Annotated in this window: 26 protein-coding genes; 16 read left to right on the top strand and 10 right to left on the bottom strand. The window is 61.4% G+C overall.

The features are described 5' to 3' along the window. The first annotated feature begins 48 nt into the window (after nucleotides 1-48). Genes CJ178_RS25085 through CJ178_RS25070 form a run of 4 tightly spaced genes read left to right on the top strand, consistent with a single transcriptional unit; the run spans nucleotide 49 to nucleotide 3,882 of the window. On the top strand, nucleotides 49-981 hold the full coding sequence (locus tag CJ178_RS25085) for a dihydrodipicolinate synthase family protein (RefSeq protein ID WP_095888266.1): 933 nt from the start codon (nucleotides 49-51) through the stop codon (nucleotides 979-981). Beyond that, entirely contained in the window at nucleotides 978-2,183 is a 1,206-nt protein-coding gene (locus CJ178_RS25080) for an NAD(P)/FAD-dependent oxidoreductase (protein WP_095888265.1), read from the top strand. Before CJ178_RS25085 ends, CJ178_RS25080 begins: the two co-directional genes overlap by 4 nt. Next, entirely contained in the window at nucleotides 2,173-2,457 is a 285-nt protein-coding gene (locus CJ178_RS25075; protein WP_095888264.1) for a (2Fe-2S)-binding protein, read from the top strand. Before CJ178_RS25080 ends, CJ178_RS25075 begins: the two co-directional genes overlap by 11 nt. Beyond that, nucleotides 2,458-3,882 carry an FAD/NAD(P)-dependent oxidoreductase gene (locus tag CJ178_RS25070; RefSeq protein ID WP_095888263.1) on the top strand — a complete coding sequence of 475 codons (1,425 nt, stop codon included), beginning with the start codon at nucleotides 2,458-2,460 and terminating at the stop codon, nucleotides 3,880-3,882. It abuts the gene before it with no gap. Nucleotides 3,883-3,946: 64 nt separating this feature from the next. Here CJ178_RS25070 and CJ178_RS25065 read toward each other — a convergent pair whose 3' ends face one another. Further along, on the bottom strand, nucleotides 3,947-4,984 hold the full coding sequence (locus tag CJ178_RS25065) for an LLM class F420-dependent oxidoreductase (protein ID WP_045068664.1): 1,038 nt from the start codon (nucleotides 4,982-4,984) through the stop codon (nucleotides 3,947-3,949). A 73-nt stretch (nucleotides 4,985-5,057) separates the two neighbouring features. Between CJ178_RS25065 and CJ178_RS25060 the strand changes: the two genes are divergently transcribed. The 6 genes from CJ178_RS25060 (at nucleotide 5,058) to CJ178_RS25035 (ending at nucleotide 10,148) form a co-directional block, all read left to right on the top strand. Next, nucleotides 5,058-6,035: a Zn-ribbon domain-containing OB-fold protein gene (locus CJ178_RS25060; protein ID WP_179300839.1), complete on the top strand. Its 978-nt coding sequence runs from the start codon at nucleotides 5,058-5,060 to the stop codon at nucleotides 6,033-6,035. An 11-nt stretch (nucleotides 6,036-6,046) separates the two neighbouring features. Then, nucleotides 6,047-7,117, top strand: a complete 1,071-nt coding sequence (locus tag CJ178_RS25055) for a thiolase domain-containing protein (RefSeq protein ID WP_033232319.1) — start codon at nucleotides 6,047-6,049, stop codon at nucleotides 7,115-7,117. Then, nucleotides 7,117-8,298 (top strand): thiolase domain-containing protein, encoded by a 1,182-nt coding sequence (locus tag CJ178_RS25050; protein WP_033232320.1) that lies wholly within the window; start codon nucleotides 7,117-7,119, stop codon nucleotides 8,296-8,298. The genes CJ178_RS25055 and CJ178_RS25050 overlap by 1 nt, the downstream gene beginning before the upstream one ends. A gap of 33 nt (nucleotides 8,299-8,331) precedes the next feature. Further along, nucleotides 8,332-9,195 carry a TIGR03619 family F420-dependent LLM class oxidoreductase gene (locus CJ178_RS25045; RefSeq protein ID WP_095888262.1) on the top strand — a complete coding sequence of 288 codons (864 nt, stop codon included), beginning with the start codon at nucleotides 8,332-8,334 and terminating at the stop codon, nucleotides 9,193-9,195. A gap of 8 nt (nucleotides 9,196-9,203) precedes the next feature. Next, on the top strand, nucleotides 9,204-9,614 hold the full coding sequence (locus CJ178_RS25040) for a nuclear transport factor 2 family protein (RefSeq protein WP_033232322.1): 411 nt from the start codon (nucleotides 9,204-9,206) through the stop codon (nucleotides 9,612-9,614). A 153-nt stretch (nucleotides 9,615-9,767) separates the two neighbouring features. Further along, a complete protein-coding gene (locus CJ178_RS25035) occupies nucleotides 9,768-10,148 on the top strand; it encodes a VOC family protein (RefSeq protein ID WP_045069690.1) in 381 nt (126 codons plus the stop codon). Nucleotides 10,149-10,360: 212 nt separating this feature from the next. On the opposite strand, the gene CJ178_RS25030 is transcribed toward CJ178_RS25035, so the two are convergent. After that, the gene (locus CJ178_RS25030; RefSeq protein ID WP_033232323.1) at nucleotides 10,361-11,611 is read right to left on the bottom strand and encodes a cytochrome P450; all 1,251 of its coding nucleotides are present in this window, start codon (nucleotides 11,609-11,611) and stop codon (nucleotides 10,361-10,363) included. Between the two features lie 175 nt (nucleotides 11,612-11,786). Here CJ178_RS25030 and CJ178_RS25025 point away from each other — a divergent pair, with 175 nt between their 5' ends. From CJ178_RS25025 to CJ178_RS25010, 4 genes are all read left to right on the top strand, one after another. Beyond that, nucleotides 11,787-12,950 carry a steroid 3-ketoacyl-CoA thiolase gene (locus CJ178_RS25025; RefSeq protein ID WP_045068661.1) on the top strand — a complete coding sequence of 388 codons (1,164 nt, stop codon included), beginning with the start codon at nucleotides 11,787-11,789 and terminating at the stop codon, nucleotides 12,948-12,950. Nucleotide 12,951: 1 nt separating this feature from the next. After that, nucleotides 12,952-13,443 (top strand): nitroreductase family deazaflavin-dependent oxidoreductase, encoded by a 492-nt coding sequence (locus CJ178_RS25020; protein ID WP_033232325.1) that lies wholly within the window; start codon nucleotides 12,952-12,954, stop codon nucleotides 13,441-13,443. Between the two features lie 58 nt (nucleotides 13,444-13,501). Next, entirely contained in the window at nucleotides 13,502-13,915 is a 414-nt protein-coding gene (locus CJ178_RS25015; protein WP_033232327.1) for a hypothetical protein, read from the top strand. Between the two features lie 107 nt (nucleotides 13,916-14,022). Continuing rightward, a complete protein-coding gene (locus CJ178_RS25010; RefSeq protein WP_033232328.1) occupies nucleotides 14,023-14,694 on the top strand; it encodes a GNAT family N-acetyltransferase in 672 nt (223 codons plus the stop codon). A 65-nt stretch (nucleotides 14,695-14,759) separates the two neighbouring features. Here CJ178_RS25010 and CJ178_RS25005 read toward each other — a convergent pair whose 3' ends face one another. Then, a complete protein-coding gene (locus tag CJ178_RS25005) occupies nucleotides 14,760-15,086 on the bottom strand; it encodes a YnfA family protein (RefSeq protein ID WP_033232329.1) in 327 nt (108 codons plus the stop codon). A 21-nt stretch (nucleotides 15,087-15,107) separates the two neighbouring features. Then, nucleotides 15,108-16,025 (bottom strand): L,D-transpeptidase, encoded by a 918-nt coding sequence (locus CJ178_RS25000; RefSeq protein ID WP_033232330.1) that lies wholly within the window; start codon nucleotides 16,023-16,025, stop codon nucleotides 15,108-15,110. A 283-nt stretch (nucleotides 16,026-16,308) separates the two neighbouring features. On the opposite strand from CJ178_RS25000, the gene CJ178_RS24995 reads away from it, so the two are divergent. Beyond that, nucleotides 16,309-18,096 (top strand): ABC transporter ATP-binding protein/permease, encoded by a 1,788-nt coding sequence (locus tag CJ178_RS24995; RefSeq protein WP_033232331.1) that lies wholly within the window; start codon nucleotides 16,309-16,311, stop codon nucleotides 18,094-18,096. Nucleotides 18,097-18,106: 10 nt separating this feature from the next. Here the strand turns inward: CJ178_RS24995 and CJ178_RS24990 are convergent, their stop codons facing one another. The 6 genes from CJ178_RS24990 to CJ178_RS24965 all read right to left on the bottom strand — a co-directional run bounded on the left by CJ178_RS24990 (nucleotide 18,107) and on the right by CJ178_RS24965 (nucleotide 24,722). Next, nucleotides 18,107-19,789, bottom strand: coding sequence for an FAD-dependent oxidoreductase (locus CJ178_RS24990; protein WP_033232332.1), 1,683 nt, complete (start codon nucleotides 19,787-19,789; stop codon nucleotides 18,107-18,109). Nucleotides 19,790-19,870: 81 nt separating this feature from the next. Further along, nucleotides 19,871-20,737: a hypothetical protein gene (locus CJ178_RS24985; protein ID WP_095888261.1), complete on the bottom strand. Its 867-nt coding sequence runs from the start codon at nucleotides 20,735-20,737 to the stop codon at nucleotides 19,871-19,873. Nucleotides 20,738-20,751: 14 nt separating this feature from the next. Next, the gene (locus CJ178_RS24980; protein WP_095888677.1) at nucleotides 20,752-21,963 is read right to left on the bottom strand and encodes a serine hydrolase domain-containing protein; all 1,212 of its coding nucleotides are present in this window, start codon (nucleotides 21,961-21,963) and stop codon (nucleotides 20,752-20,754) included. Between the two features lie 107 nt (nucleotides 21,964-22,070). Further along, nucleotides 22,071-22,583, bottom strand: a complete 513-nt coding sequence (locus CJ178_RS24975) for a DUF6764 family protein (RefSeq protein WP_033232335.1) — start codon at nucleotides 22,581-22,583, stop codon at nucleotides 22,071-22,073. A 49-nt stretch (nucleotides 22,584-22,632) separates the two neighbouring features. Then, nucleotides 22,633-23,676, bottom strand: coding sequence for a non-homologous end-joining DNA ligase (gene ligD / locus CJ178_RS24970; RefSeq protein WP_033232336.1), 1,044 nt, complete (start codon nucleotides 23,674-23,676; stop codon nucleotides 22,633-22,635). Then, nucleotides 23,676-24,722, bottom strand: a complete 1,047-nt coding sequence (locus tag CJ178_RS24965) for an ATP-dependent DNA ligase (protein WP_095888260.1) — start codon at nucleotides 24,720-24,722, stop codon at nucleotides 23,676-23,678. The genes ligD and CJ178_RS24965 overlap by 1 nt, the downstream gene beginning before the upstream one ends. 89 nt (nucleotides 24,723-24,811) lie before the next feature. On the opposite strand from CJ178_RS24965, the gene lppU reads away from it, so the two are divergent. Further along, entirely contained in the window at nucleotides 24,812-25,432 is a 621-nt protein-coding gene (lppU, locus tag CJ178_RS24960; protein WP_095888259.1) for an LppU family putative lipoprotein, read from the top strand. Nucleotides 25,433-25,435: the final 3 nt, after the last annotated feature.

Genomic DNA, 25,435 nt, shown 5'->3' with positions numbered 1-25,435 from the left:
CTCGTCAATTCACATCGCAATTCAGCTTCGAAGCCAAGAGGGTCAGTTATGAACAGAAACACGGTCGGCTGGACCGGTTACATCCCCGCCATCACCACCCCGTTCACCCGCGACGGCGAACTCGATCTTGCGTCCCTGTCCCAGCAGATGGGCTGGCTGGCAGAGCAACAGATGCATGGCGTCATCCTGGCTGGAACCAGCGGCGAGTGGTTTTCCATGCAGGCTGAGGAACGCAAGGCGCTATTCATGGAAGGTGGAAAACACCGCAGTGACGACCTCGTCGTCATCGGCGCCTGCAATGCGTTCACCCCTCAGGAGGCGATTACTCACGCCCGCGCAGCCGAGAATGCCGGCTTGGACGGCATCCTTCTCACGCCGCCTCCTTACATCGTCCCCAATCGCCGCGAAATCGTGAAGTTCTACACGGATGTCTCGGACGCCACCGACCTTCCGATCTGCGTCTACAACTGGCCTCGTGGGTGCATCGTCGATCTGGACACCGACACACTGACCGAGCTTGCCGAGATCGAAAATGTTGTCGCGGTGAAGAACTCGACGGGAAACTTCGCAAGCTTCCTCACCAGCATGTACGCACTGGAGGGTTCGGTACGTTATTTCGGACTGCCGACCAACGCCCTGGGCGCAGACCTCGCGATGCTCGGCCACGGCGACGGTCTGATGGGCTCCGGCGGTGTCCTGGGCTCCGACCACCCGAACTTCTGGCGTGCGATTGCCGCCGGCGACCGCACACGAGCACTCGAACTGGGCGCTCGCGACCGGGTCATCATGGACAGCTGGTTCACCCCGGACTACGGTGTCAGATTCGGTAACCAACAGGCCATCATGAAAACCGCACTTCGACTCCAAGGCGTGCCAGCGGGTTACGTCCGAGATCCGTTGCTCGAACTGACACCTGACGAAGTCACGATCATCGCCACAACGCTCGAATCGTTGGGCATCGAGACGAAACCGCTGACGTGAGCGACACATTCGACGCCGTCATTGTCGGTGGTGGCTTACTCGGCTGTGCAGCGGCGTGGATGCTCGCCCGCGAAGGCGCCGATGTTCTGCTGGTCGAACGGGATCAGATCAACCAGCATGCCTCGGGGCAGAATGCGGGTAGTCTGCATTTCCAACTCGAGTACAGAATGATCGAGAAGGGCATCGAGGCGGCAAAACAGGCGGCCGAGGCGATGCCCCTGCACCTCGAAGCCGCAAAACTCTGGGCAGATCTGTCCGGAGAGGTCGGCGAGCCACTCGGGGTGGCGCAGGTCGGCGGCCTGATGCTTGCGGAGACCGAAGCACAAGCGTCGCTGCTCGAAACCAAGGCCGAAATCGAACGGTCGTGGGGTTTGGACGTCGAGGTTCTCGGCCCCGAGCAAGTCCGAAAAGTTGCACCATATTTGTCCGAATCCGTTGTGGCAGCGTCATATTGTCCGATAGAAGGAAAGGCTGACACGCGAACCGCCGGTCCCGCCATGGCACGAGCGGCGATTCGACTGGGAGCAACGGCGCGGACCCGTACGGCTGTCACCGGCATCCGACGAAACGGGTCTTCATGGTTGGTAACCGTGGCCGACCGTCAGTCCGGTGAGCAGCACAACCCGACCACAGTCAAGGCAGAATCGCTGATCCTGACGGCGGGCGTGTGGACTACCGAACTCGGCGACATGATCGGCGCGTACCTCCCCACCATTCCCTTGGCGCTGACCATGACCGTTACCGCAAAAACCGAGAAGTTCATTCCGCATCTGGTTCAGCACGCTGGAGCAAGACTGTCACTCAAGCAATCTCACGACGGAAACGTACTGATCGGCGGTGGATGGCCGGCCCGGCTCATGACCGACTCCGTTGGCGCACCGGATTTTTCGGTTCGCCCGGAGTTGCTCCGCTCGTCGGTTGCAGGTAACGCCCGAGCCGCGACTGCGGTCGTCCCGCGCGTCGGATCCCTTCCTGCCCTGCGCACGTGGGTCGGAACCACGACAGTCACTCCCGATCAACTCCCCTTGGTCGGTCCTGTCCCCGGCGCACCGGGAGCCTATGTCGCCACCGGCGGTTCTGCCTTCACCCTCGGGCCGAGCTTCGCCCAGGTCCTCACCGAACTTGTCCTCGGGCGGAAACCGGGGATCGATCTGGCTCCGTACGATCCCCGTCGATACGAAAGAGGAATCGATGTCTCCTAGTCGAAACCTACCCACGAGCCGCGGAAAGCGGCTCGAGATCGTCTTCGACGGTAATTCCGTTTCGGCCCATGCCGGCAACACGGTTGCAGCAGCACTCCTGGTCGCGGGAATCGACGAGTTCGGCACCACCCGCGACGGCGACCCCAGGCAGCCGTTCTGCAACATGGGGACCTGCTTCGACTGCGCCGTCACCGTTGACGGCCAACCGCTTGTTCGCGCCTGCATCACCCCGGTTCGCGACGGCATGGAAATCGAATCCACGAAGGGATTGTGAATGTACGACCTCGCCGTCATCGGTGCCGGCCCCGCCGGCATGGCCGCTGCCGTCTCGGCAGCCGACTCCGGACTGGCTGTAGTCGTCATCGACGAACAGACACGTGCCGGCGGTCAGATCTTTCGCCAACCACCGGTCGAGTTCACTGACGCGAAACTCAAACCCACCGCCGGATACGGTTGGGCCACAGAACTCATCACTCGATTCGAAACCCACACGTCGATCAAGCACCTGGCGTCGACAACGGCGTACGGAATACTTCGTGACCGAGACCAGGATGAAATCTCACTGAAACTCGCTGTCTCGGGGCCCGAATTCAACGGCGCTCTACCGGCTCGACGCCTCCTGATAGCCACCGGTGCCTACGATCTTCCCGTCGCGTTCCCTGGATGGACTTTGCCCGGCGTCATGACCGCCGGTGCTGTGCAGAGTCTCCTCAAGAGCCAGCAGGTTCTGGCCGGCGACGACCTTGTCCTTGCCGGTTCCCACCCGCTGCTCGTCATCGTGGCCGACCAACTTGTCGCCAAAGGCGCACGCGTCGCAGAACTTGCCTTTGCTCGCGGTATCCCCACCCCTCGCGAACTTGTGGCCGCGCGCCGCGCCGTACCTGGCCACGCCGATCTCCTCGCCGAATCAGCTCTGGCAGTCGCCAGGCTTGTCGCTCGTGGAGTAAAGATCAGTACTCGCACCATCGTCACGGGCGCCTTCGGTGATCGCTGCGTGGAATCAGTCGAACTCGCCAAGGTGGATCGAAACTGGAAAGTCTCGACGCAACGCCGTCGTCTGGCCACGTCGACGCTTGTCCTCGGATACGGATTCTCTCCTTCCACCGAGCTTGCCCGGCAGGCAAATTGCGACATGGTCTGGAATTCTCCCAAGGGTGGGTGGGTGGTGGCCCACGACAGTCGAATGGAAACCAGCGCACCCGGGATCTTTGTCGCCGGTGAACCGACCGGGGTTGGTGGGGCAGATCAGGCCAGAGCCGAAGGCGCTTTGGCGGGCCTTGCGATCGCCCGTGAATTGTCGGCACCGGATGCCCCCTCCGACAAGGCATTCGCGCAGGCACAGGACAATGTCGGTCGCGCAGAAAAATTCTCGTCGGTGGTGCAAACGATGTTCGAACCGAAACGTGACGCTATGACGACCCTCGCCACCCCCGAGACAACCATTTGCCGTTGCGAGCTCGTCACCCGCGCGGTCGTTCAGACGACACTGGACGACAATCCCTTCATTTCCACCGCGAGTGCCGTCAAGCTTCAATGCCGAAGCGGAATGGGGCCATGTCAGGGGCGCTACTGCGAAGGCACCGTCAGCGGCATCGTTTCAGCCGAGCGAGAGGTGCCGTTGCCCGAAACCGGATACTTCACAGCACATCTCCCCGTGAAGCCGGTGCCTGTTCAATCCTTGACCTGGCTCGACTCATGACAGTGCGAGTGCGCCTCGGCCAGTGATCCGGCCTAGGCGCGCTCGTGTTGTCGTCATCCGGTCGTCAGCCCCGCACCGCTGCCGCCAATTCCCGTACATGATCGGCGTCGCGACAGGTCACGAGGAGCATCGTGACGCCGGCCTCTTCCCAGCGCTTCACGCCGGCCCGAACTTCGTCGAGGTTGCCGATGATCATGGTCTCGGTGACCATTTCGTCGGGGACGACCGCCGCAGCTTCTTCCTTGCGACCAGACATGAAGAGCCGGCCGATCTCGTCGACCTCCTTCTCGTAACCCATGCGCTTGTAGACCTGGGCGTGAAAGTTCAACTCCGGTGCGCCCATTCCGCCCACGTAGAGGGCTGTCATGGGTTTGAGCTTGGCGATGGCTGCTGCGCGATCGTCCGTGACGATGACCTGGCAGGTGGCAGCTACCTCGAAGTCTTCACGGCTACGACGCGCTCCGGCGCGCGCGAATCCTTCGTCAAGCCACTTGTTGTACATCGGTGCGAGCCTCGGGGTGTAGTAGATGGCTAGCCAACCGTCGGCGATTTCGCCGGCGAGGGCAACATTCTTGGGTCCTTCGGCGCCGAGCCAAATGGGGATGTCGGCGCGCAATGGATGCGTAATCGCCTTGAGCGGCTTGCCAAGACCCGAACTTCCGGGCCCGTTGTACGGCAGCGGGTAGTGCGGTCCGGAGCTGGCGACGGGTTTTTCGCGAGCGAGGACCTGGCGGATGATGTCCACGTATTCACGGGTGCGCGCGAGCGGCTTTTCGAACGGTTGCCCGTACCACCCTTCGACAACCTGCGGCCCGGATACGCCGAGCCCCAGGATGGTCCGACCACCACTGAGATGATCGAGTGTGAGCGCGTGCATTGCGCAACTGGTGGGCGTGCGTGCAGAGATCTGGACGACGGACGTGCCCAACCGAAGGTTCTCTGTTCGCGATCCCCACCAGGCGAGTGGCGTGAAAGCGTCGGACCCCCAGGACTCCGCGGCGAAGACCGAATCGAAGCCCGCGTTCTCGGCTGCTTCGATCAGTTCCGGAGCGTTCGTGGGGGGCTGTGCGCCCCAGTATCCGAGTTGCAACCCAAGCTTCATCTTGCGCCTCCACGTCTCCGGTGATCAGAAGTGACCCTTGCCACAATCTCTAGAACCTGTTCTACTCGATCTTGTGACCATCGGAAAGAGCGGGGTGGCCGAAAAGCCACTGAGCGCACCACTGAATCTCCATTTCGACTACACCAGATCGACGGGGCCGACCATCGGCGCATTCGTAACTGCCTTGCGTGATCGCAAGGTGATCGGGGCGCGCGGGTCGAACGGTCGAGTTTTTGTGCCGCCACCCGAATTCGATCCGGATACCGCCGAACCACTCACAGACTTCGTCGGAGTGTCCGACGGCGGAACCGTCGTGAGTTGGTCGTGGATGCCGGAACCGATCGACGGGCAACCGCTCACGAAGCCGTTCGCGTGGGCCCTCATCAAGCTCGACGGCGCAGACACCGCCATGCTTCACGCGGTCGACGTCGACTCCCCCAGCGCAATCAGCACCGGTATGCGCGTGCGCGCTCGGTGGGCGTCGGAGCGAGTCGGTCAGATCACGGACATCGAGTGCTTCGAGCCTGGCGAAAGCGAAAATGGTATCGCCTCAGTCGATTCGAGCGCGGATCCAGTCACCATGATCACGACGCCTATCGACTTGAACTTCATGCACTCCGCGTCGGCTGAGGAGAGCTTCTACCTCCGCGGGCTCGCCGAGGGCAAACTCATCGGCGGACGTAGCGGCCCGGGCGACAAGGTCTACATTCCCCCGCGCGGCGCCAATCCCACCAATGGATTTCCGACGAAGGAACAGGTCGAACTGCCGGACAAGGGCACTGTCACGACGTTCTGCATCGTCAACGTTCCGTTTCTCGGCCAGCGGATCAAGCCTCCGTACGTCGCGGCTTACGTGCTGCTCGATGGCGCGGACATTCCGTTCCTGCATCTGATCTTGGAATGCGACGCGGCCGACGTGCGCATGGGGATGCGCGTCGAGGCCAAGTGGAAGCCACGCGAGGAGTGGGGTTACACGCTCGAAAACATCGAATACTTCAGGCCGACCGGTGAACCCGACGCCGAGTACTCCACCTTCCAACACCACCTGTGAGGGCTTCTGACATGACTTCTGCAGACATCGCAGTGGTGGGCTTTGCACAAGCCCCGCACGTACGCGAGACCCACGGCACCACCAACGGCGTCGAAATGCTGGTCCCCTGTTTCCAGCAACTGTACAAAGACCTGGGAATCACCAAATCCGATATCGGTTTCTGGTGCTCGGGATCTTCCGATTATCTTGCCGGACGATCGTTTTCCTTCATCTCGGCTATCGACTCCATCGGTGCCGTTCCGCCCATCAACGAGTCCCACGTCGAGATGGACGCGGCCTGGGCGTTCTACGAGGCCTGGATCAAGATCTTGACGGGTGAGGTCGATACCGCACTCGTGTACGGCTTCGGCAAGTCGTCCGCAGGACACCTGCGCAAAATCCTCACCATGCAACTCGATCCTTATCTTGTTGCGCCACTGTGGCCCGACTCGGTATCCATTGCCGGACTGCAGGCACGACTCGGTATCGACGCAGGCAAGTGGACGCACGAGGATATGGCCGAGGTAACCGCTCGTAGCCGTCGTCACGCGATGAGCAATCCCAACGCGCAGCTCGCCGGCGAGGTCGACATCGAGGCTTTGCTTGCCAGTCCCTTCCTCGCAGATCCGTTGCGCGCCCACGATTGTGCGCCCATCACCGACGGAGCAGCCGCTATCGTTCTGGCATCCGGCACCCGCGCTCGTGACCTGTGCGAGCGCCCGGCCTGGATTTCCGGCATCGAACACCGCATCGACTCTCCGAACCTCGGAGCACGTGATCTCACGACATCACCGTCGACGGCATCCGCCGCGAAGGCTGCTACGGGCGGCGATGTCAGCAACATCGACATCGCCGAACTCCACGCACCGTTCAGCCATCAGGAACTGATCCTCAAAGAGGCAATCGGTCTCACGGATGCAACGACGATCAACCCGTCCGGTGGCCCACTGAGCGGCAACCCGATGTTTGCGGGTGGTCTCGAACGTATCGGTTACGCAGCGCAGGCAATTTGGGGAGGCCAGGCGAATCGCGCACTGGCCCATGCAACCAGCGGCCCAGTGCTGCAACAGAACCTGGTAGCAGTATTGGAGGGACGGAACTGATGGCCGGAACGCCACAACTCGCGGCCGTGCTCGGCACCGGCCAGACTCATTACGTCGCAAAGCGTCACGACGTGTCGATGGCCGGCTTGGTCCGCGAAGCGATCGACGCCGCGATGCTCGACGCACATGTCGGCTGGGACGACATCGACGCCGTGGTGATCGGCAAGGCCCCCGACTTGTTCGAGGGATCGATGATGCCGGAACTCGCCATGTCGGATGCTCTCGGCGCCAACGGGAAACCGTTGCTTCGTGTCCACACTGCCGGGTCTGTCGGTGGTTCGACAGCGATCGTGGCATCGAGCCTCGTCAAATCCGGAGTTCACAAACGGGTTCTGACGGTTTCGTGGGAGAAGCAGTCGGAGTCGAATGCGATGTGGGCACTGTCCACGCCGATTCCCTTCAACATGCCGGTCGGCGCCGGGGCCGGCGGTTACTTTGCGCCGCACGTCCGTTCGTATATCCGTCGCTCGGGGGCACCCTCGCACATCGGTGCCATTGTTGCCGCAAAAGACCGTCTCAACGGCAGCATCAACCCGTACGCGCACCTCAAGCAGCCCGATATCACCGTCGAATCCGTTCAGGCGTCACAAATGCTGTGGGATCCCATTCGCTACGACGAGACGTGCCCGTCCTCTGACGGCGCGTGCGCGCTGGTGATCGGCAACGAAGAGGCCGCCGCCGAGGTCGAGGCTCGAGGCCGTACCGTCGCGTGGATTCATGCAACGGCGATGCGCACCGAGCCGACAACCTACGCGGGTCGCGACCAGGTCAACCCCCAGGCCGGACGCGATGCTGCGGCAGCGCTCTGGAAGGCCGCCGGAATCACGGATCCGCTCAGCGAGATCGACTGCGCCGAAATCTATGTGCCGTTCTCCTGGTTCGAACCGATGTGGCTCGAGAACCTCGGATTTGCCGAGGAAGGACAGGGCTGGAAGCTCACCGAAGCCGGCGAAACAGCTATCGGCGGCAAGCTCCCCGTCAATCCGTCGGGCGGGGTTCTCTCGTCCAACCCGATCGGCGCGTCCGGCATGATTCGGTTTGCCGAATCCGCGATGCAGGTAATGCGCAGGGCAGGCGACCACCAGGTAGCCGATGCACGCAAGGCCCTCGGTCACGCGTACGGCGGTGGCTCACAGTACTTCGCGATGTGGGTCGTCGGCTCCGAACGCCCCACCACGTAAACACGCCAACCGTCGATCAGGGAGAAGTCGAGAATGAAGTACACCGTCGGGGTTGCGATGAACCCCTTGGATCAGCTGCCCGGTATCGCCAAAACCGCTGAAGAGTGCGGCTTTACGTCCATTGCATTGCCGGATTCACTGTTCTTCATGGAAACCCAGACGGCGGACTACCCGTACACGCCGGACGGGTCTCGGATGTGGACTGCCGAAACCCCCTGGGTCGATCCGCTGATCGCCGCCGCCGCGATGGGCGCTGTCACCGAAAAAATCGAGTTCTACACGCAGGTACTGAAGCTGGGTAGCCGTAATCCGGTGCTCCTCGCCCGCCAAGTGGGGTCCGTCGCCGCTTTGACGAACAACCGTTTCGGCTTCGGCGTCGGAATCGGCTGGGCTCCGGAAGAATTCGAGTGGTGTGGGGCTCCCTACGAGCGTCGCGGTGCCCGGGTAGACGAGATGATCGACGTCATCAAGCTGATCCTCGGCGGCGGTATGGTCGAGTACCACGGCGAGTTCTTCGATTTCGATCGCCTACAGATGAGTCCGACTCCCACCAAACCGGTTCCGTTCTACGTCGGTGGCCACACCGAGGTTGCTCTCAGGCGCGCGGCGCGGGTGGGTGACGGCTGGACGTCGGCGATGATCAAGTTCGACGATCTGGTCGGCGTCATCGCCAGACTGCGCGAACTGCGCGCCGAGTACGGCAAGGAGAACGAACCGTACGAGATCCAGACCGTATGCGTCGACCGGTTCGGAAAAGACGGCTACGCCGAACTCGAGGACGCCGGTGTCACCGACATCATCACGGTTCCTTGGGTTTTCGACGGCATCGGCTTCGACGCGCCGCTCGAGGCAAAACAGGATTCCATGCGCAGGTTCGCCGAGAAATACATTCAGTGAGGGAAACGATGACCACCGAACATCCCGCCCGTGTAGCGGGCAATGCATCGCGGGCAGCGGCAAGCGGGAAGAACAAGGAAGCCTGGCTGGATCTCTTTGCCGAGGATGGCTGGGTCGAAGATCCTGTCGGCCCGTCGGGCTTCGATCCCGAAGGCAAAGGCCATCACGGCCGCGAAGCCATTTCCAAGTTCTACGACATGACGATCGCCACCACGGAGTCGCTCGAATTCCTCATCGACGATTCCCTGGTGTGCGGTAACGAGAACGTCAACATCGGGAAGATTCGGAGCACGGTGGGTGGCATGGTCGTCGATGCAGAAGGCGTGTTTGTCTACCGCGTCAACGACGAGGGCAAAATCCAGTCACTTCGCGCGTTCTGGGAAGTGGAGCGCGCCATGAAAACAGCTCGCAAAGCCTGACCGAACAAAACGATCAAGTGAGGGCTCCGGTCATATTGACCGGAGCCCTCACTGTTGCGTCGGATTCACGAAGATGGTTTCCTGGTTTTTATCGTCGCGTGTCGATGGCGGACTGCGCCAGGCATGGAGGCGTCGTACCCCAAGGGTTCTTCAATGACCATTTCGTTCAATCACACCATCATCGCCGCAAAAGACCGACACGAGTCTGCGTGGTTCTTCACTCACATGTTCGGTCTTCCGGATCCTGTGCCGGCCGGATACTTCCTCTCCGTCGAACTCGAGCACGGAGTGATGCTGGACTACGCGCAGGTCGACGAAGGCGCTGAGATTTCACCGCAGCACTACGCATTCCTGGTATCCGAGAACGACTTCGACGGAATCTACCAGCGGATACTCGATCTGAGACTCGATCATTGGGCGGATCCTCGAAAATCGAGCACCGGCTTCAACACCAATGACGGTGGGCGCGGTGTCTACTTCCTCGACCCGTCGGGGCACTTCCTGGAAGCCATCACAAAACCGTACGGGGGCTGAAACAACCCGCCCCCGGAACTACAAACGGTGGCGCCTGCGGGAGATGAGGGATCCCACAGACGCCACCGTAGTTCCAAGTAGCCAGCTAGTGGCTCCTCAGAACGTCAACTGTAGTTCTGTGCAGTCGAAAGCGCAGCGCCAACCTTCGATTCCGTACACATACCTACATACACATACTTACCTGCCGGTTACCCTCTCAGTATAGGGCTGGTTCAGTGTTTGACCGGACAGCCGCCGGTCTTGTAATCAACCTGAAACTCTTTGATGCCGTTGAGCCAGCCCGAGCGCAGACGACGAGGATCTCCGAGCCGGCTGATGTCGGGAAGATGATCGGCGATCGCGTTGAAGATCAAGTCGATTTCGAGGCGAGCCAGATTCGCGCCGACGCAGTAGTGCGCACCGGTGCCGCCGAATCCGAGGTGCGGATTGGGGTCGCGCATGATGTCGAACTTCGTGGGGTTCTCGAAGACGTCTTCATCGAAGTTGGCCGACGCGTACATCATCACGACGCGATCGCCCTTCTTGATCTGCTGCCCACCGAGCTCGGTGTCCTCGAGAGCGGTGCGCTGGAAGGACGTGACCGGCGTGGCCCAACGAACGATCTCGTCAGCAGCGGTCTTGGGACGCTCCTTCTTGTACAGCTCCCACTGGTCGGGATTGTCCAGGAACGCCACCATGCCATGTGTGATCGCATTGCGAGTGGTCTCGTTTCCCGCGACCGCAAGAAGGATCACGAAGAAGCCGAATTCCTCAGGGGAGAGCTCATTTCCGTCGATGTCAGCTTCGATGAGCTTGGTGACGATGTCATCGGCGGGACACTTCTTGCGCTGATCCGCCATCTGGTACGCGTACCCGAGAATCTCCATCGACGCGGCCTGCGGATCGATGTCGAACTCCGGGTCGTCGTACGACGTCATCTGGTTGGACCAGTCGAAGAGCTTCATACGGTCTTCCTGCGGCACACCGAGAAGCTCGGCAATCGCCTGCAACGGAAGTTCCGACGCCACCTGCGTGACGAAGTCTCCGGCACCACTTTCGGCAGCGGTCTTCACGATCTGCTCGGCACGCTCGGTCAGTTCGTCGCGCAGGCTGTTGATCGCTCGCGGCGTGAACCCGCGCGAAATCAGCTTGCGGAGTTTGGTGTGCTCGGGAGCATCCTTGTTGATCAGGATGAATCGCTGCATTTCGACGTTCTCACGCGGGATGTCGTCGGCAAAACGCGGGATCGCGGTGTTCTCGTGGGTCGAGAAGATGTCACTGCGCTGCGAGACGTCCTTGACCTCTTCATGCCGAGTGACCACCCAGTAGCCCTCGTCCTGGAACCCGCCGATCTCCGGCGGCTGCGGATTCCACCACACGGGAGCGGTCTTACGCAGCTGAGCAAATTCCTCGAAAGGCATCCGCTCTGCGTAGATGTCGGGGTCCGTGAAGTCGATCCCCTGGGGGATTGCGGGCTGTGCCACTGATGTCTCCTGCCATGAGCCTTTTCATCACCGAGGTGATGACCATCCGTAATGTGGAACACGTTCTACTTACATTGAAACACAAGCCTGCTTACTAGGAAAGGAAACAGTAGACACCTCTTGCTTCTTGCTAAGAACTTGTTCTACTTTTTCAATACAAGGAAAGGAACCCACCGTGGGCACACCAGTAATCGTCGAGGCCGTCCGCACACCGATCGGTAAGCGTGGAGGCTGGCTCGCCGGCCTGCACGCTGCCGAAATTCTCGGAGCTGCTCAGAAGGGTCTTCTCGATCGCTCGGGAATCGACCCGATGTTGATCGAGCAGGTGATCGGCGGCTGCGTCACCCAAGCCGGCGCACAGTCCAACAACATCACCCGCACCGCATGGCTGCACGCCGGACTGCCATGGCAGACCGGTGCCACCACCGTCGACTGCCAGTGTGGATCCGCTCAGCAGGCCAATCATCTGATCGCCGGCTTGATCTCCACCGGCGCGATCGACGCCGGAATCGCCTGCGGCATCGAAGCGATGAGCCAGGTCCCGCTTGGGGCCAATGTCGGAACTCTCGCCGGACCACGCCGTCCCGCCACCTGGGACATCGACATGCCCGACCAGTTCGGAGCCGCCGAGCGCATCGCACGTCGCCGCGGACTGACCCGTGAGGACCTCGAAGCTCTCGGCGTCCGCTCCCAGGCCCTCGCAAAGCAGGCCTGGGAAGAAGGCCGCTTCGACCGCGAGGTGCTCGAACTGTCCGCACCTCAGGTCGACAAGGAAGGCAACCTGACCGGCGAGACCAAGCTGGTCAATCGCGATCAGGGTCTGCGTGACACGACGGCCGAGTCCCTGGCTCGGTTGAAGCCGGTCATGGAGGGCGCAATCCACACTGCCGGAACGTCTTCGCAGATCTCCGACGGTGCCGCTGCCGTCCTGCTCATGGACGAGGACAAGGCCCGCGCTCTCGGCTTGAAGCCACGCGCCCGCATCGTCGCGCAGGCCCTCGTCGGATCCGAACCCGAGTTCCACCTCGACGGTCCGGTTCAGGCCACGACCCGCGTACTCGAGAAGAGCGGCATGAAGATCGGCGACCTCGATCTGTTCGAGGTCAACGAGGCCTTCGCTTCGGTTGCACTGTCCTGGGCGCAGGTTCACGGACCGGATTTCGACAACGTCAACGTCAACGGCGGCGCGCTTGCACTCGGCCATCCGGTCGGCAGCACGGGCTCACGACTGATCACGACGGCCCTGCACGAACTCGAGCGGCGCGACGGTTCGACTGCGTTGATCACGATGTGCGCGGGCGGCGCACTGGCAACCGGCACGATCATCGAGCGCATCTGACATGAGTACTCCCCCAGCTAAACCCAAGGGACTCGACGCTCCGGTGACAGTCACGATCATCAAGTGGATGTCGAAAGCCAACGTCGCGATGTATCGGGCGACCGACGGAATGCTGGGCAGCAAGTGGCGGGTCGGCAGCGCGTTTCCACGCGGGCTGCCGATCTGCCTGCTCACAACCACTGGCCGAAAGTCGGGCGAGGAACGGATCAGTCCGCTGCTTTTTCTCGAGGACGACGACAACGTGATTCTGGTGGCGTCACAAGGCGGTCTGCCGAAGAACCCGATGTGGTACCTCAACGTCAAGGCCGATCCTGTGGTGACCGTCCAGATCAAGTCGCGCGTGCAGTCGATGAAAGCTCGTGTCGCCACAGACGAGGAACGCGCCCGACTCTGGCCCAAACTGGTCGCGATGTACGCAGACTTCGACAATTACCAAGCCTGGACGGATCGGGTTATCCCGGTCGTCGTCTGTGAGCCGCTCGCAAACAAGTGAACAACTTGTTTACAACGAAGTGTTTACATTGCCAACGGATCGTGCAAACCTGAAAAGCATGACCGATGACCCATTTCGACCGATCGAGCCCGGCCGTGAGCGCGCACATCGCGAGTACGCCGGGCTCTTTCGCATCAACGAACGCCACGGATCAACAGAGGGCCAACGCGCCAGGCAATCCCTCCCCCACATGCTCGAACCGTACGGCGCGATCCGCGTCGTCGGCGGCCTCGCCGCGGGCAGCAGCACACGCGAACCCGGTGAACCGGACGTCGACGACGCCGACATCATGGCCGCCTTGAGTCTCATCCCCAAGGCTCGCGCCGAAATGGACCAGGACGAAGCGCTCTTCCTCGCGCTCGCACGCAAACGCGGAATGACGTGGCAGGACATCGCGTTCGGACTCGGGCTCGGCAGCACCCAGGCTGCACGTCAGCGCTACGAACGGCTCGTCCGCCGCACCACAGGCTGAACACGTGCCATAACGTGCAAGGTGGAGCAGTATTGACCAGTACGGTCCGCACGGCAATCGTTTGTAGCCTCGAACAACGTAGCCTCGAACAGCAAGGAGTCGCATTTATGACGACGCACATTCAAGATCAGATCCTGGACCGTCGCGAGCTCACCGCCGCACTTGTTCGCGCCTTGGAACGCCGACACGAGGTCCTGGACGCCGTTGTCGACAGCGCCGATCATCAGGCAGCAGTCGCGACGGTTGCAGAACTGCTCGGGACGTCGGAGTCCAACGCGGAAGCCGTGTTGGGCCTCAAGTTCAGCGCACTGACCAAGGCGGCACGCGACCGTATCCAGGGCGAACTCGAGAACCTCGACGCCACCTTGGAATGGACCGCCGTGGATCGCCCGGCAAGCAGCGGCGCGAACTTCAACCTGCGCCCGTTCACCGACAGCACCGACGATGCCGCACTGTTTGCGGAACGCTCCACGGAGCAGTTCGACGACGGCGGCGCTCCGTGGGCTTCGGATCGCGTCGAATCGGAGCGCGCTGCAGGCTTGGGGCGGATCGACGACGAAAGCGCGGCTTGGTTTGTCGCCGAGGACCTTTCGTCTGATACCCCGAAGAGCGTCGGCCTGGTTTTCGGTGAGCTCACCGATCAGGAAGTGAACGTCGCGATCTGGATCGCTCCGCAGGCACGGAAGAAGGGCTACGGCACCGCGTGCATCAAGCACGCTCGCCGCGAACTTGCAGCCGAGTTCCCCGGCACTGTTCTGGTGGTTCGGGCGAAGGCTTAGCGGTAAGCCCCTGTGCGCCTTTTTGGTAGTGGTCGCTACCAGAAAGGCGCACAGGGCCGAAGGCCCTACCGCGCATACATGATCACGCCAACCCCGACCAGGCAGATCAGCGCGCCGGCGATATCGAAACGGTCAGGGCGGAAACCGTCCATCACCACTGCCCACAGCAAGGATCCAGCGACAAATATGCCGCCGTACGCGGCCAGGATTCGACCGAAGTTCGCGTCGGGCTGCATCGTCGCGACCAGCCCGTACAGGCCGAGTGAGATCACGCCGAGGCCGACCCAGATCCAGCCTTTGTTCTCGCGAATTCCCTGCCACACCAGCCAGGCTCCACCGATTTCGAGTACGGCGGCAAGAACGAACAGCAGAAGCGAACGAGCAACGGTCATGCCCAGAACTGTAAGGCGCTTCTAGCGGTTCCAGTCACCCAGTCCGTCGGCGCCGCTGAGGATTCCACCGGCAGTGTTCTGCACGATCACGGGGTCGCCCTTGCCTGCGTTCTCGAAGAACCACTTGGCGTTCTCGGTACTGACATTGAGGCAGCCATGGCTCACGTTGGTGAATCCCTGTTGCGCAACGGACCACGGTGCCGCGTGGACGAAGATTCCACTGTAGGAAATTCGTGACGCGTATTCGACGTAGGTCCGGTAGCCCTCGGGTGAATCGATCGGAACGCCGTAGGTGGACGAATCCATGTACATGTCACGCAGTTGCTCGCCGACGATGTACGTGCCGTTGGGGGTTTCGTGGCCCGGCTTGCCGAACGACGTCGGCATGGTGCGCACCACTTCACCGTTGCGAGTGACGGTGATCTGCTTCGTGTTGTCGTCCGCAACCGTGACGAGTGCATCGCCGATGCTGAACGTGGAATGCGAATCACCGGCGTCGACGGTCACCGCGATGTTCGCGGGCCAGAACTGCGTCGGCTTCCACCGCACCTGGCTGTTGTTGATCCAGTAGAAGTTTCCCTCGACCGGCGGATTGGTGGTGACGCGAATTGCGCGTTCCGCGGTGGCGCGGTCGTCGATCGATTCGTTGAAACGAATGATGATCGGCTGAGCGATTCCGACACGCTCACCGTTGGACGGGTTGACCGACGGTGCCGAGAAGTTGGGAACCGGGGCGGGAATCTGATCCGCCGTGCCCATGAAACCCGGGAGCGCCGGATCAAGGCCGGCAACACCGGCGACGACGGGTACTGGAATCTCCGGACCACCGGGAAAGAGCGGGAAAGCCGCTGCCGGTCCGGCAAATGTGAGGCCTGCAGCCACTACTCCGACAACCGCTACAGCTATCCGGGATGTCCGACGCACTCGCTTGCTGACCATCTCACTACTTTCCTTCGACAACGTGCATTTGCTGGTCATGCGAGGCTGGCGTCGATACCCGCCTGGCATCGACGCCAACGCGCCATTCGGAGCAAACCGCACAATTCCCTTGTAATTAACACATAAAACGAGAAATCCAGCAATACGAAGGTTCGCTGAACCGTAGCTGTCAACGGTCGGGGAGCACGGTGTTCCAGGTTTGGCGGCATCCACTTCGGTGAATCCGCTTTTCAGCTTCCGTACCCGACGGGATCGCCTTTTCCGTTCTGCGACGGAGGTGCACGTGAACTGGAGCACCGCAGTTCCGGACAGTGCGCTGTGGCTGGCGAAGGCTTATACGATCACCGCCGCCGCCCTCGCGATCACGGCAATTCTGCTGGCCCGCTTCACTGCCTGGGGCAGCCAGTTTCGACGGATGGCCTGGCCGTACTTCAACCCCAGGCGCAGCCCCGTTCCAATACTGATTCTTGCAGTACTGCTGCTGCTCACGGTGTGGGCTGTGCGCGTGACGGTGTTGTTCTCCTACTGGTACAAGGATTTCTACGACACGATTCAGAACCTCGACGAAGCCGGGTTCTGGCACTATCTCAGAGTGTTCGCCGTCCTGGCGGTCATCCACGTCGTGAGTTCGCTCCTCACGTACTTCGTCGGCCAGGCCCTCGACATCAAGTGGCGCATCTGGCTCAACAACACCCTGACCGACGATTGGCTCGACGGTCTTGCGTACTACCGCGGCGAGTTCCTGCATAACCCGATCGACAATCCAGATCAGCGCATCCAGACCGATATCACCTCGTTCGTGACCTATTCCCGCACGTTGTCGATGGGTGCGGTCACCGCGATGGTGTCGATAGTGAGCTTTACCGCGATCCTGTGGAATCTCTCCGGACCGCTGACCATTTTCGGTACCGAGATTCCGCGCGCGATGATCTTCCTGGTCTACATCTACGTATTGGTGACCACCGCGCTGGCATTCTGGATCGGCCGACCGCTGATCATGTTGAACTTCCTGAACGAGAAGCTCGGCGCGACCTTTCGCTATGCCTTGGTGCGATTGCGGGAGTACGGCGAAAGTATCGCGTTCTATCGCGGCGAGGACGTCGAACGTCGCACGCTCGCAACACGCTTCGCTGCGGTGATCCGCAACATGTGGGCAATTGTCTTCCGGACGCTGAAGTTCAGCGGCTTCAATCTGGCGGTGAACCAGACCGCCGTCATCTTCCCGTTCTTGGTGCAAGGCTCTCGGTTGTTCAAGGGGCAGGTCACTTTCGGCGACGTCATGCAAACCGCGCAGGCGTTCGGCCAAGTCCACGAATCTTTGTCGTTCTTCCGTGAGTCGTACGCCGATTTCGCGAGCTTTCGCGCCACCCTCATACGCTTGACCGGCCTCGCCGACGCCGACAAGCGAGCCCGGGCACTACCGACGCTCGACGTTTCCGACGCCGGAGATCAGCTTGTCATCCGAAAACTCCACGTACGCAAGCCTTCCGGAGAGACTTTGATCGCCGAGCTGGATCTGACACTCGATCACGGCGACGCCCTGCTCGTCAAAGGTGCGTCGGGAAGCGGTAAGACCACCTTGCTGCGAAGCATCGCACAACTGTGGCCTTACGCGGACGGTTCGGTTACCCGGCCGGTGGGCAGGTCGCTTTTCCTTTCCCAGCGCCCGTACCTGCCGCTGGGGTCGTTGCGCACGGGACTGGCGTATCCGGATCGTTCGATCGCCAAGGACAGCAGGCTCCGAGCGGTACTTGACCAGGTGCATCTTCCGCATTTGACCGACCGTCTCGACGAAGTAGCCGATTGGACCCGAATCCTCTCTCCGGGCGAACAACAGCGACTGGCGTTCGCCCGGGTAGTTCTGGCCAAGCCTCGCACCGTGTTCCTCGACGAAGCGACATCCGCGATCGACGAAGGCCTCGAGCACACGCTCTACCGCATGCTGCGCAGCGAACTGCCCGACAGCATTATGGTCAGCGTGGGACACCGCAGCACGCTCAACGTCTTTCACAATCGGCAACTCGAACTGCAGGGTTCGGGACAGTGGTCTCTCACCGAGCACGTAGGTTGAACGATCTCCGCTAGCTTTCCTCGCGAGCGGCCGCAAGCATCGATTCGATCGAAATGAGCTTGGTTCGCGGACGACCGACAGCCGCCCCGGATGCGCGCTCGGCCTTGTCGATCCGCTGCCAACCTTGGTAGTCCACCTGATCCGGTGACCTGTCGGCCAGAAGTACCGTCAACTTCTCCGCTTCCGCACTTGGCGTTGCAAGGCGCCCAGCTGCGAAGTCGTCAAAAATCATGGACACGGTTTCAGCCGAGCAGTACTTGTTCGTGCCGATCACACCGGTCGGGCCACGCTTGATCCACCCCGCAGCGTAGACGCCGGGCATGGGCATCCCCGATTCCGGATCGATCACGCGGCCGTTCTCGTTGGGGATCACGCCTCGAGCATCGTCGAACGGTAGGTCCGCGACGGGCGTTCCTCGGTAACCGACCGAACGCAATACCAGTCCGGTGTCGAGGGTCTCGGTTTCCTCGGTGGGCCGTGCGGACAGTTGACCGGTGGGTGTTGCGACCAGTTGGTTCTTCACGATGCGAACCTGCTCGACACTGCCGTCGCCGAGGATCTCGACCGGGGAGGTGAGGAATCGCAGAACTATGCGCTTACGTGTGGGATCGGCTGTGCGCGAGGCAAATTCCTGGGCCTGCTTCACCTTGAGTAACACCGACGGCTCTGCGGCGTCGCTCTCGACAAAAGCCCGACTCGAATCGTCGAGTTCTGCCTCCACCGGATCCACAATGACGTCCACATCCGCCATCTGGCCCAGCGCCAGCAATTCGGGGTTGGTGTACGCGGCCTGCGCCGGACCTCGACGACCGAGAATCACCACTTCACGAATATTGCTGTTGCGCAACGCTTCGAGGGCATGATCCGCAAGATCCGTCTTGGCCAGAACCTCCGGGTCGGTGACGAGGATGCGGGCGACGTCGAGTGCAACGTTGCCGTTGCCGACGATGACGGCCCGCTCCCCGGACAGATCGAAACTGCGATCGGCGTAACTCGGATGACCGTTGTACCAGGCCACGAATTCGGTTGCAGCATGGCTTCCCGGAAGATCTTCGCCCGGGATATCGAGCTTGCGATCACCTGCCGCACCTACCGCGTAGATCACCGCATGATGATGCTCGAGCAGTTCGGTATGCGAAATATGATTGCCCACCTCGACATTGAAGTGGCAGTGCACCGTCTTCTTCGACACGACAGCGCGGAACTGGTCGGTGACGCCCTTGGTACCCGGATGATCGGGAGCCACGCCTGCTCGGACCAACCCGTACGGCGTCGGTAGGCGATCGAAAATGTCGACCTCGACCCGCGGCTTGCCGGCCAGTTCCATCGCCGCGTAACACGCCGCCGGCCCTGAACCGACGATGGCGACCCGCAGCGTCCCCAACTCGGGAGCGATCTTGGCCATGGTGATCGGCTCCGGCCAGTCCGGCCCCATCGGATGCTTCTCGAAGTACGACGCGTTCATCTCGAGGTACGGCGCGTCGGCTTCAGCAAGTTCGTTGTCGGAGTAGATGGCATCGACCGGGCACTCATCCACACACGCACCGCAGTCGATGCAGGTGTCCGGGTCGATGTAGAGCATTTCGGTGGTGGCGAACTGGGCTTCGTCAGGCGTCGGATGAATGCAGTTGACCGGGCACACGTCCACACATGAGGCGTCGTTACAGCACGGCTGCGTGATCACATACGCCATAGCTCTCCCCTATCCCTGAAACACATAAGCACATCCACTTTCCAGACTATAACGTGTTCCAATTTGGCGCGAGAACGGTTTTCAGATCACGCCATTGCGTTTCAACAGGGCAACTGCCGAAACTGTGGCATGACCACGCCATTCAAGCACGGCAGCGGGTGAATAGCTGTCGAAATCGACCATCCATCCGCCATCGTCGCACTGCCTCGCCGCCAATGCGGACAGTTCCTCATCGATCACTCCCGCACTGAACAGCGTGCGGGTCGGACCTGAAGGATACGGCGAGAAATCGAGCGGACGCATGTACTCGTCGACAGCTCCCCCGTCCACGTGCACCAATCCGTCCGGAGGAATGAGCGCACCGAGTTTTGCCACCAACCGGACCTCGTTCGCCGCATCGAGGAACTGCAACGCAAATGCCAATTCGAGAGCACTCAACGTCTCGGCACGCTCGATCGCACCCAGGCAGAACCGAACCGCCGAATCGAGCCAGGGATGTTTGGCCACTGCGGAATCGAATTCGGCTACCCGCAACGCCGTGGCGCACACGATGGCCGTGATCTGCAACGACGATTCCGACGGATCCGCGTCGACCCAGAACGGTGCGCACCCAGCCGGTTCGGAAATCGGAAGAGCAAAGGGCAGACCACCGTCGACGGTCGATACCGTCTGCAGCCAGTCACACAATTCCAGGGCCCGCGGGGTCACCGCGGCGACATCGGCAAAAACCTCGAACGCATGCAGTGCTCCACCGGGTTGGCTACCTGGCGAACGCAGGTCCGGCTCGAGACCCCAGCCGTATCCGCCGTCGGGATTTCGGTAGCCGTCGACCGCCGCCAATGCAGCATCTCGATCACCTTGCCCCAGAACTAAATTCAACCGGTGACGGTCGAGTATCCGGCCGTTGCCGGCCAGAAATCGTGTTGCTGCCGCAAGATCTACGACCATTTTCACCTCACTCGTTATCCCCGACGCGCGAGCTCCTGTGCTTCGGCTCCCAGCCTGGCGAGACGAAGGTCGCCAAGTGCTGTTACGGCACTACCCAATCGGTTGGTCGTGAAACCCAACGACAAGCCGCTGTCGAGATCGGCATATGCGCCCGACCCACCGACGCCGTAGTGTCCGATGGCGTTTCGCGGTTGACGCCGTGCCGCGATGATCGGCGGATGGTAACCCAGCGCCCAATTGGGCCGAACCGCGAGTACGTAGTCACGTTCTCGCGTTTGAATGGTCGCCATCTGATCGATGGTCGACTCTTTCAGGAACCGCTTTCCGTCGAGCATGCCGCCGTTGGCGATTGCCGCATACATCCTCGCCAGCGCCCGCGCGCTGAAGACTCCGTTCCAACCGGGCATCACTGTGTCATGCACCGCCGGATTACGAACCATCACGTCGAATCCGTCGGGCATCGCAGCCTCGGCCAGACCGCGAGTGGGGCCGACATGAGAGAGAACCGTAGACGCAAACGCCCAGTTGAGACCCGCTGGATTGATGTGCGGAAACAGCTTCGCGATACGCGTCCGCTCGGAGATGGGTACGCGGAACCAGAATTCGTCGACACCGAGCGGCTTCGCGATCTCCGCCTCGACGACGTCCGTGAAGGGCAGTCCCGTCACCCGCGCAACCAATTCGGCTACCAACCATCCGTATGTCACCGCGTGATATCCGGGGCCCTTCAGCCGGCGCGGATCCGGCTTGCTCGCAGCCAGTGCGGCAACAACTGCGTCGTAGTCCATGAGATCGAGCGGATTGCGCATCAATCCACGCACCTTGTGCAGGCCGGCGCGATGCGTCATCAAGTCACGAACGGTGATCTTGTCTTTGCCAGCGGCACCGAACTCGGGCCAGTACTGCGCGACCGGCGCGTCGTAATCGATCAATCCACGCTCAGCCAAACGATGTACGACGGTACTGGCCACACCTTTGCCCGTGGAGAACGAAAGTGAGATGGTGTCGTGGTCCCAGCGGCGGTCACGGTCGGCATATCCGGCCCAGATGTCGAGGACCTTCTCGCCGCCCTGGTAGGCAACCAAAGCGCCGCCGCCTTGCTGCGGTTGCCGGTACATCGCAAAGAACCGGTCTGCCAGTGGCAGGAATCGACGATCGACGTACAGTTCGGTCCGCGCCGGCACCTCTGTGCGTGCGATTGAACCGCGTCGTGCGTTTGCAGTCATCGCGTCCTCCGATCCCCGTTTGATCACGGCAGCTGCCCTGATCGACCCACCACAGCTTTACATCTTTGTGACCGGTGTCACGAAGTGAACTGTAGTGCGGGGCACCGTCACGGCAGCGTCCAGGTCGAAATTCCATCGCTGAAACATCCCTGAGCAGTCGCGATATTGAAAACCAGCGCAGGACCCCCGGCGCAGATTGCGCCAACGTCGGCATCACCGACAGCAGCGCGACCGCCTGGGCCTGCCAGGACGACCGCAAACGGCGATGCGGTGCGCCCGAGAGCTAACGAATCCCGCCCGAAGGCAACGGCAGCAAGCATTCCACCGCGAGTTTCCGCGGCCGCGACGCCACCGAACATCGCAAGCCCAGCAGACGTGCCGCCGTCGCGCGAGTCTGCGGCCCCTACTCCGTCACCTTCGACATGCGAGATGGCGGAACTGTCCGCATCGGCAACCGCCCGGCACGCCGACGAGCCGTCCACCAGAGTCTGATCGAGCCCTCTCGCAGAGCAGTCCAATGTTGCGGCCGACGCCTGCGAAGTAGCGCCGACAATGCTCAGAGCTGCGATTATCCCGCCGCCCACTATCAATCCTGTAACCCGTGCGCCCCGGTGATCCATTTCAACCTCACAATGCACTCGCGAGTCTCGGATTTGTCCGATTCAGACGCTACTCGGTTTCTGTCTGCTTCCGATCTCGATCGCGACTCGGTTGTACCCGTTTCGGTTCACCCGGCATTTTGGGGTAGTTGGGCGGATATGGGAGGTCTCCCAATCCTGCTGCGATGTCCTTCTCGAACATTTCCAGGAGAACATCGAGTTCAAAGGCCTTCTCGTGCATCGCTGCCATCGGATCACCGCGGTCGGCGAGCAGATTCGGGACCGTCGCGATAGTGCAGTCGTCGGGGTGTACGTCGCGCAGTTCGTCCCACGTCACCGGCGTAGACACGGTTGCAATCGGAGTTTTGCGCGCAGAATAGGCTGCGGCAATCGTTCTGTCCCTGGCATTTTGGTTGAAGTCGATGAAGATCCGCTCACCACGTTCTTCCTTCCACCAGGCCGTTGTCGCCCGATCGCCGCTGCGTCGTTCGACTTCACGAGCCAGTGCAATTCCCGCGTGTCGAACCTCGATGAAATCCCAACGCGGCGCGAGCGGAATGTAGACGTGCAGGCCCCGTCCACCGGACGTCTTGGGGAACCCTTCCAGGCCCAGTTCCGAGAGAAGTGGACGCAGTACCTCGTCGGCGATCGCGACGGCCTCCGCAAAACCGGTTCCGGGCTGCGGATCAAGATCGATCCGCAATTCGTCGGGATGATCGGTGTCCGGGCAGCGCACTGCCCACGGATGAAACGTGATGGTTCCGAGGTTTGCCGCCCACACGATGTTGGCAGCGTTCTGCACTCGGAGGACGTCGGCCTTGCGCCCGGACGGAAACGTCACCTCACAGGATTCGACATGTTCAGGTCGTTTCGCCGGCAATCGTTTCTGGTAGACCTCTTCGCCCTCGATACCGTCGGGAAAGCGTTGCAGGTGTGTCGGTCGATCCTTCAGGGCGGCCACCGCGGCGCCCTGCAACGCCACTGTGCGGTAGTACTCCACAAGATGACGCTTGGTCCCGCCGTCGGTGCCCAATTGCGGATAGTAGATCTTGTCGGGGCTGGAGAGACGGACCGCGATTCCGTCGACATCCAGTTCCACTGCCGGACTGGCCATCACACACCACCTGCAAGGACATCCGCGAAGTCGTACCGCACCGGAACCTCCAACTGATCGAACGTGCACTCGTCGGGAACCCGATCCGGACGCCACCGCAGAAAGCGCGCTGCGTGCCGGAAGCGTTCCCCTTCCATTTGGTCGTATGCCACTTCCAATACCCGCTCCGGGCGGAGCGGGACCCACGAGCGATCGGCGGCCGACTTCCATCGACTTGCCTCGCCTTCCGCCACCACGTCGTCGCCGACGCGTAGCGGTTCGAGTTCTTCCAGCAACTCGATTCGCCGCGCCGCGGTGAATGCCGAAGCGCCACCGACCATCTTCAAATCGGAGCCGTCGAACAAACCCAGCAGCATCGAACCGATACCCGGTTGACTCTTGTGCGGACGGTATCCGAGCAGTACGACATCTGCGGTTCTGGCGTGCTTGACCTTGATCATCTCGCGCTTGTTTTGCAGGTAGGGGCCGACCAGCTTCTTGGCGATCACACCGTCAAGACCAGCGCCTTCGAACATCTCGAACCACCGCATCGCCTCACCGCTGTCGAAAGTTGCAGCCGTGACATGACAGCTCGGACCGCCGCCGATCGTGTCGACCAGCAATGCTCGCCTCACGCTGAAATCTTCGGCCGCGACATCCCGATCTCCCAGCGCCAACAGGTCGAATCCAACAAATTGTGCTGGTGTCTGTTCGGCGAGCAGCGCCACTCGACTGGCTGCGGGGTGGATGCGCTCGGACAGCGCTTCCCAACTCAGCCGCGTCACGCCGTTCACTTCCCGGGGCACGACAAGCTCGCCGTCCACCACACATTTGTCCGGCAGTTCCGACTTCACCGCTTCGACGATTTCGGGGAAGTACCGAGCCAGGTCTTTTCCTCCTCGTGAACCGAGGACTACCTCGTCCCCGTCGCGGAAGATTATCGACCGAAAGCCATCCCATTTCGGTTCGTACGACCACGTCGGCTGGTCGGATTCGGGTTGTACCGGCACTGTCGTAGCGGCCTTCGCCAACATCGGGGCGAGCGGCGGCATCTGAGGGAGGTCCACCCACTCATACTGACAGCCCGATTCGCTATTCGACTAGCAGTGAAGTGGAATAGAGCCCGAATAATCCAAGATCAGCAAGGGAGACTTGAATGTCCGGAATCGTCGGACGGCTGTGCACAGCAGTGATCGCAACGTCTGCAATCGCCATTTTCGCCACCGGGTGCGGATCTGACGTCGAGCCTAAAGCCATCGCGGAATCATCATCCACCGTGGCAGATTCGACCACCACGTCAGCGAGCACCACCACCTCGAAGATCGACGGCCAAGAGGGCACCGACGCGGGCGGCGACGTTGATATCGACGTGAACATCGGCGACTGCGTCAAGATCGGCGGCACCACGAACGACGCCGAAATCGACCACGCCGTGTGCGGCAGCGACGAATCCAACTACAAGGTTGTCGCCAAAGCCCCCACGTCGGATGAGTGCGCGTCCGACATCGATCAGACCTACTACGAGACTCTGCTCGGCCAGGAACAGGGCGCGGTCTGTCTCGACATCGACTGGGTCGTCGGCGGATGCATGGATCTCGGACCGGGTGGCCTCGACGACGAGCCGGCCCGTATCGACTGCGCCGATTCGGGAAGCGACGTAGTCCAGGTAATCGAAATCCTCCAGGGCTCGACGTCCATCGAAGATTGTGGTTCCGAAGCAGATTCGGGATTCGAGCACGCCGAACGCAAGTTCACCGTTTGCACGGCAACGCTCTAACCT

This window comes from Rhodococcus sp. ACPA4, assembly GCF_002300185.1.
GTDB classification, from domain to species: Bacteria; Actinomycetota; Actinomycetes; order Mycobacteriales; family Mycobacteriaceae; genus Rhodococcus_F; species Rhodococcus_F globerula.
The sequence above is the reverse complement of the archived record's forward strand: the minus strand, read 5'-3'. Positions and strand labels throughout refer to the sequence as shown.

Bases quoted from the DNA above. Each gene is read 5' to 3' on its own strand.
- CJ178_RS25070 (WP_095888263.1), top strand. From the start codon at position 2,458: ATGTACGACCTCGCCGTCATCGGTGCCGGCCCCGCCGGCATGGCCGCT.
- CJ178_RS25020 (WP_033232325.1), top strand. From the start codon at position 12,952: ATGAGTACTCCCCCAGCTAAACCCAAGGGACTCGACGCTCCGGTGACA.
- CJ178_RS24985 (WP_095888261.1), bottom strand. From the start codon at position 20,737: ATGGTCGTAGATCTTGCGGCAGCAACACGATTTCTGGCCGGCAACGGC.
- CJ178_RS25010 (WP_033232328.1), top strand. From the start codon at position 14,023: ATGACGACGCACATTCAAGATCAGATCCTGGACCGTCGCGAGCTCACC.
- CJ178_RS24975 (WP_033232335.1), bottom strand. From the start codon at position 22,583: ATGGATCACCGGGGCGCACGGGTTACAGGATTGATAGTGGGCGGCGGG.
- CJ178_RS25055 (WP_033232319.1), top strand. From the start codon at position 6,047: ATGACTTCTGCAGACATCGCAGTGGTGGGCTTTGCACAAGCCCCGCAC.
- CJ178_RS25065 (WP_045068664.1), bottom strand. From the start codon at position 4,984: ATGAAGCTTGGGTTGCAACTCGGATACTGGGGCGCACAGCCCCCCACG.
- lppU (WP_095888259.1), top strand. From the start codon at position 24,812: ATGTCCGGAATCGTCGGACGGCTGTGCACAGCAGTGATCGCAACGTCT.
- CJ178_RS25085 (WP_095888266.1), top strand. From the start codon at position 49: ATGAACAGAAACACGGTCGGCTGGACCGGTTACATCCCCGCCATCACC.
- CJ178_RS25075 (WP_095888264.1), top strand. From the start codon at position 2,173: ATGTCTCCTAGTCGAAACCTACCCACGAGCCGCGGAAAGCGGCTCGAG.
- ligD (WP_033232336.1), bottom strand. From the start codon at position 23,676: ATGGCCAGTCCGGCAGTGGAACTGGATGTCGACGGAATCGCGGTCCGT.
- CJ178_RS24980 (WP_095888677.1), bottom strand. From the start codon at position 21,963: ATGACTGCAAACGCACGACGCGGTTCAATCGCACGCACAGAGGTGCCG.
- CJ178_RS25040 (WP_033232322.1), top strand. From the start codon at position 9,204: ATGACCACCGAACATCCCGCCCGTGTAGCGGGCAATGCATCGCGGGCA.
- CJ178_RS25000 (WP_033232330.1), bottom strand. From the start codon at position 16,025: ATGGTCAGCAAGCGAGTGCGTCGGACATCCCGGATAGCTGTAGCGGTT.
- CJ178_RS25045 (WP_095888262.1), top strand. From the start codon at position 8,332: ATGAAGTACACCGTCGGGGTTGCGATGAACCCCTTGGATCAGCTGCCC.
- CJ178_RS24990 (WP_033232332.1), bottom strand. From the start codon at position 19,789: ATGGCGTATGTGATCACGCAGCCGTGCTGTAACGACGCCTCATGTGTG.
- CJ178_RS25005 (WP_033232329.1), bottom strand. From the start codon at position 15,086: ATGACCGTTGCTCGTTCGCTTCTGCTGTTCGTTCTTGCCGCCGTACTC.
- CJ178_RS25015 (WP_033232327.1), top strand. From the start codon at position 13,502: ATGACCGATGACCCATTTCGACCGATCGAGCCCGGCCGTGAGCGCGCA.
- CJ178_RS25035 (WP_045069690.1), top strand. From the start codon at position 9,768: ATGACCATTTCGTTCAATCACACCATCATCGCCGCAAAAGACCGACAC.
- CJ178_RS25050 (WP_033232320.1), top strand. From the start codon at position 7,117: ATGGCCGGAACGCCACAACTCGCGGCCGTGCTCGGCACCGGCCAGACT.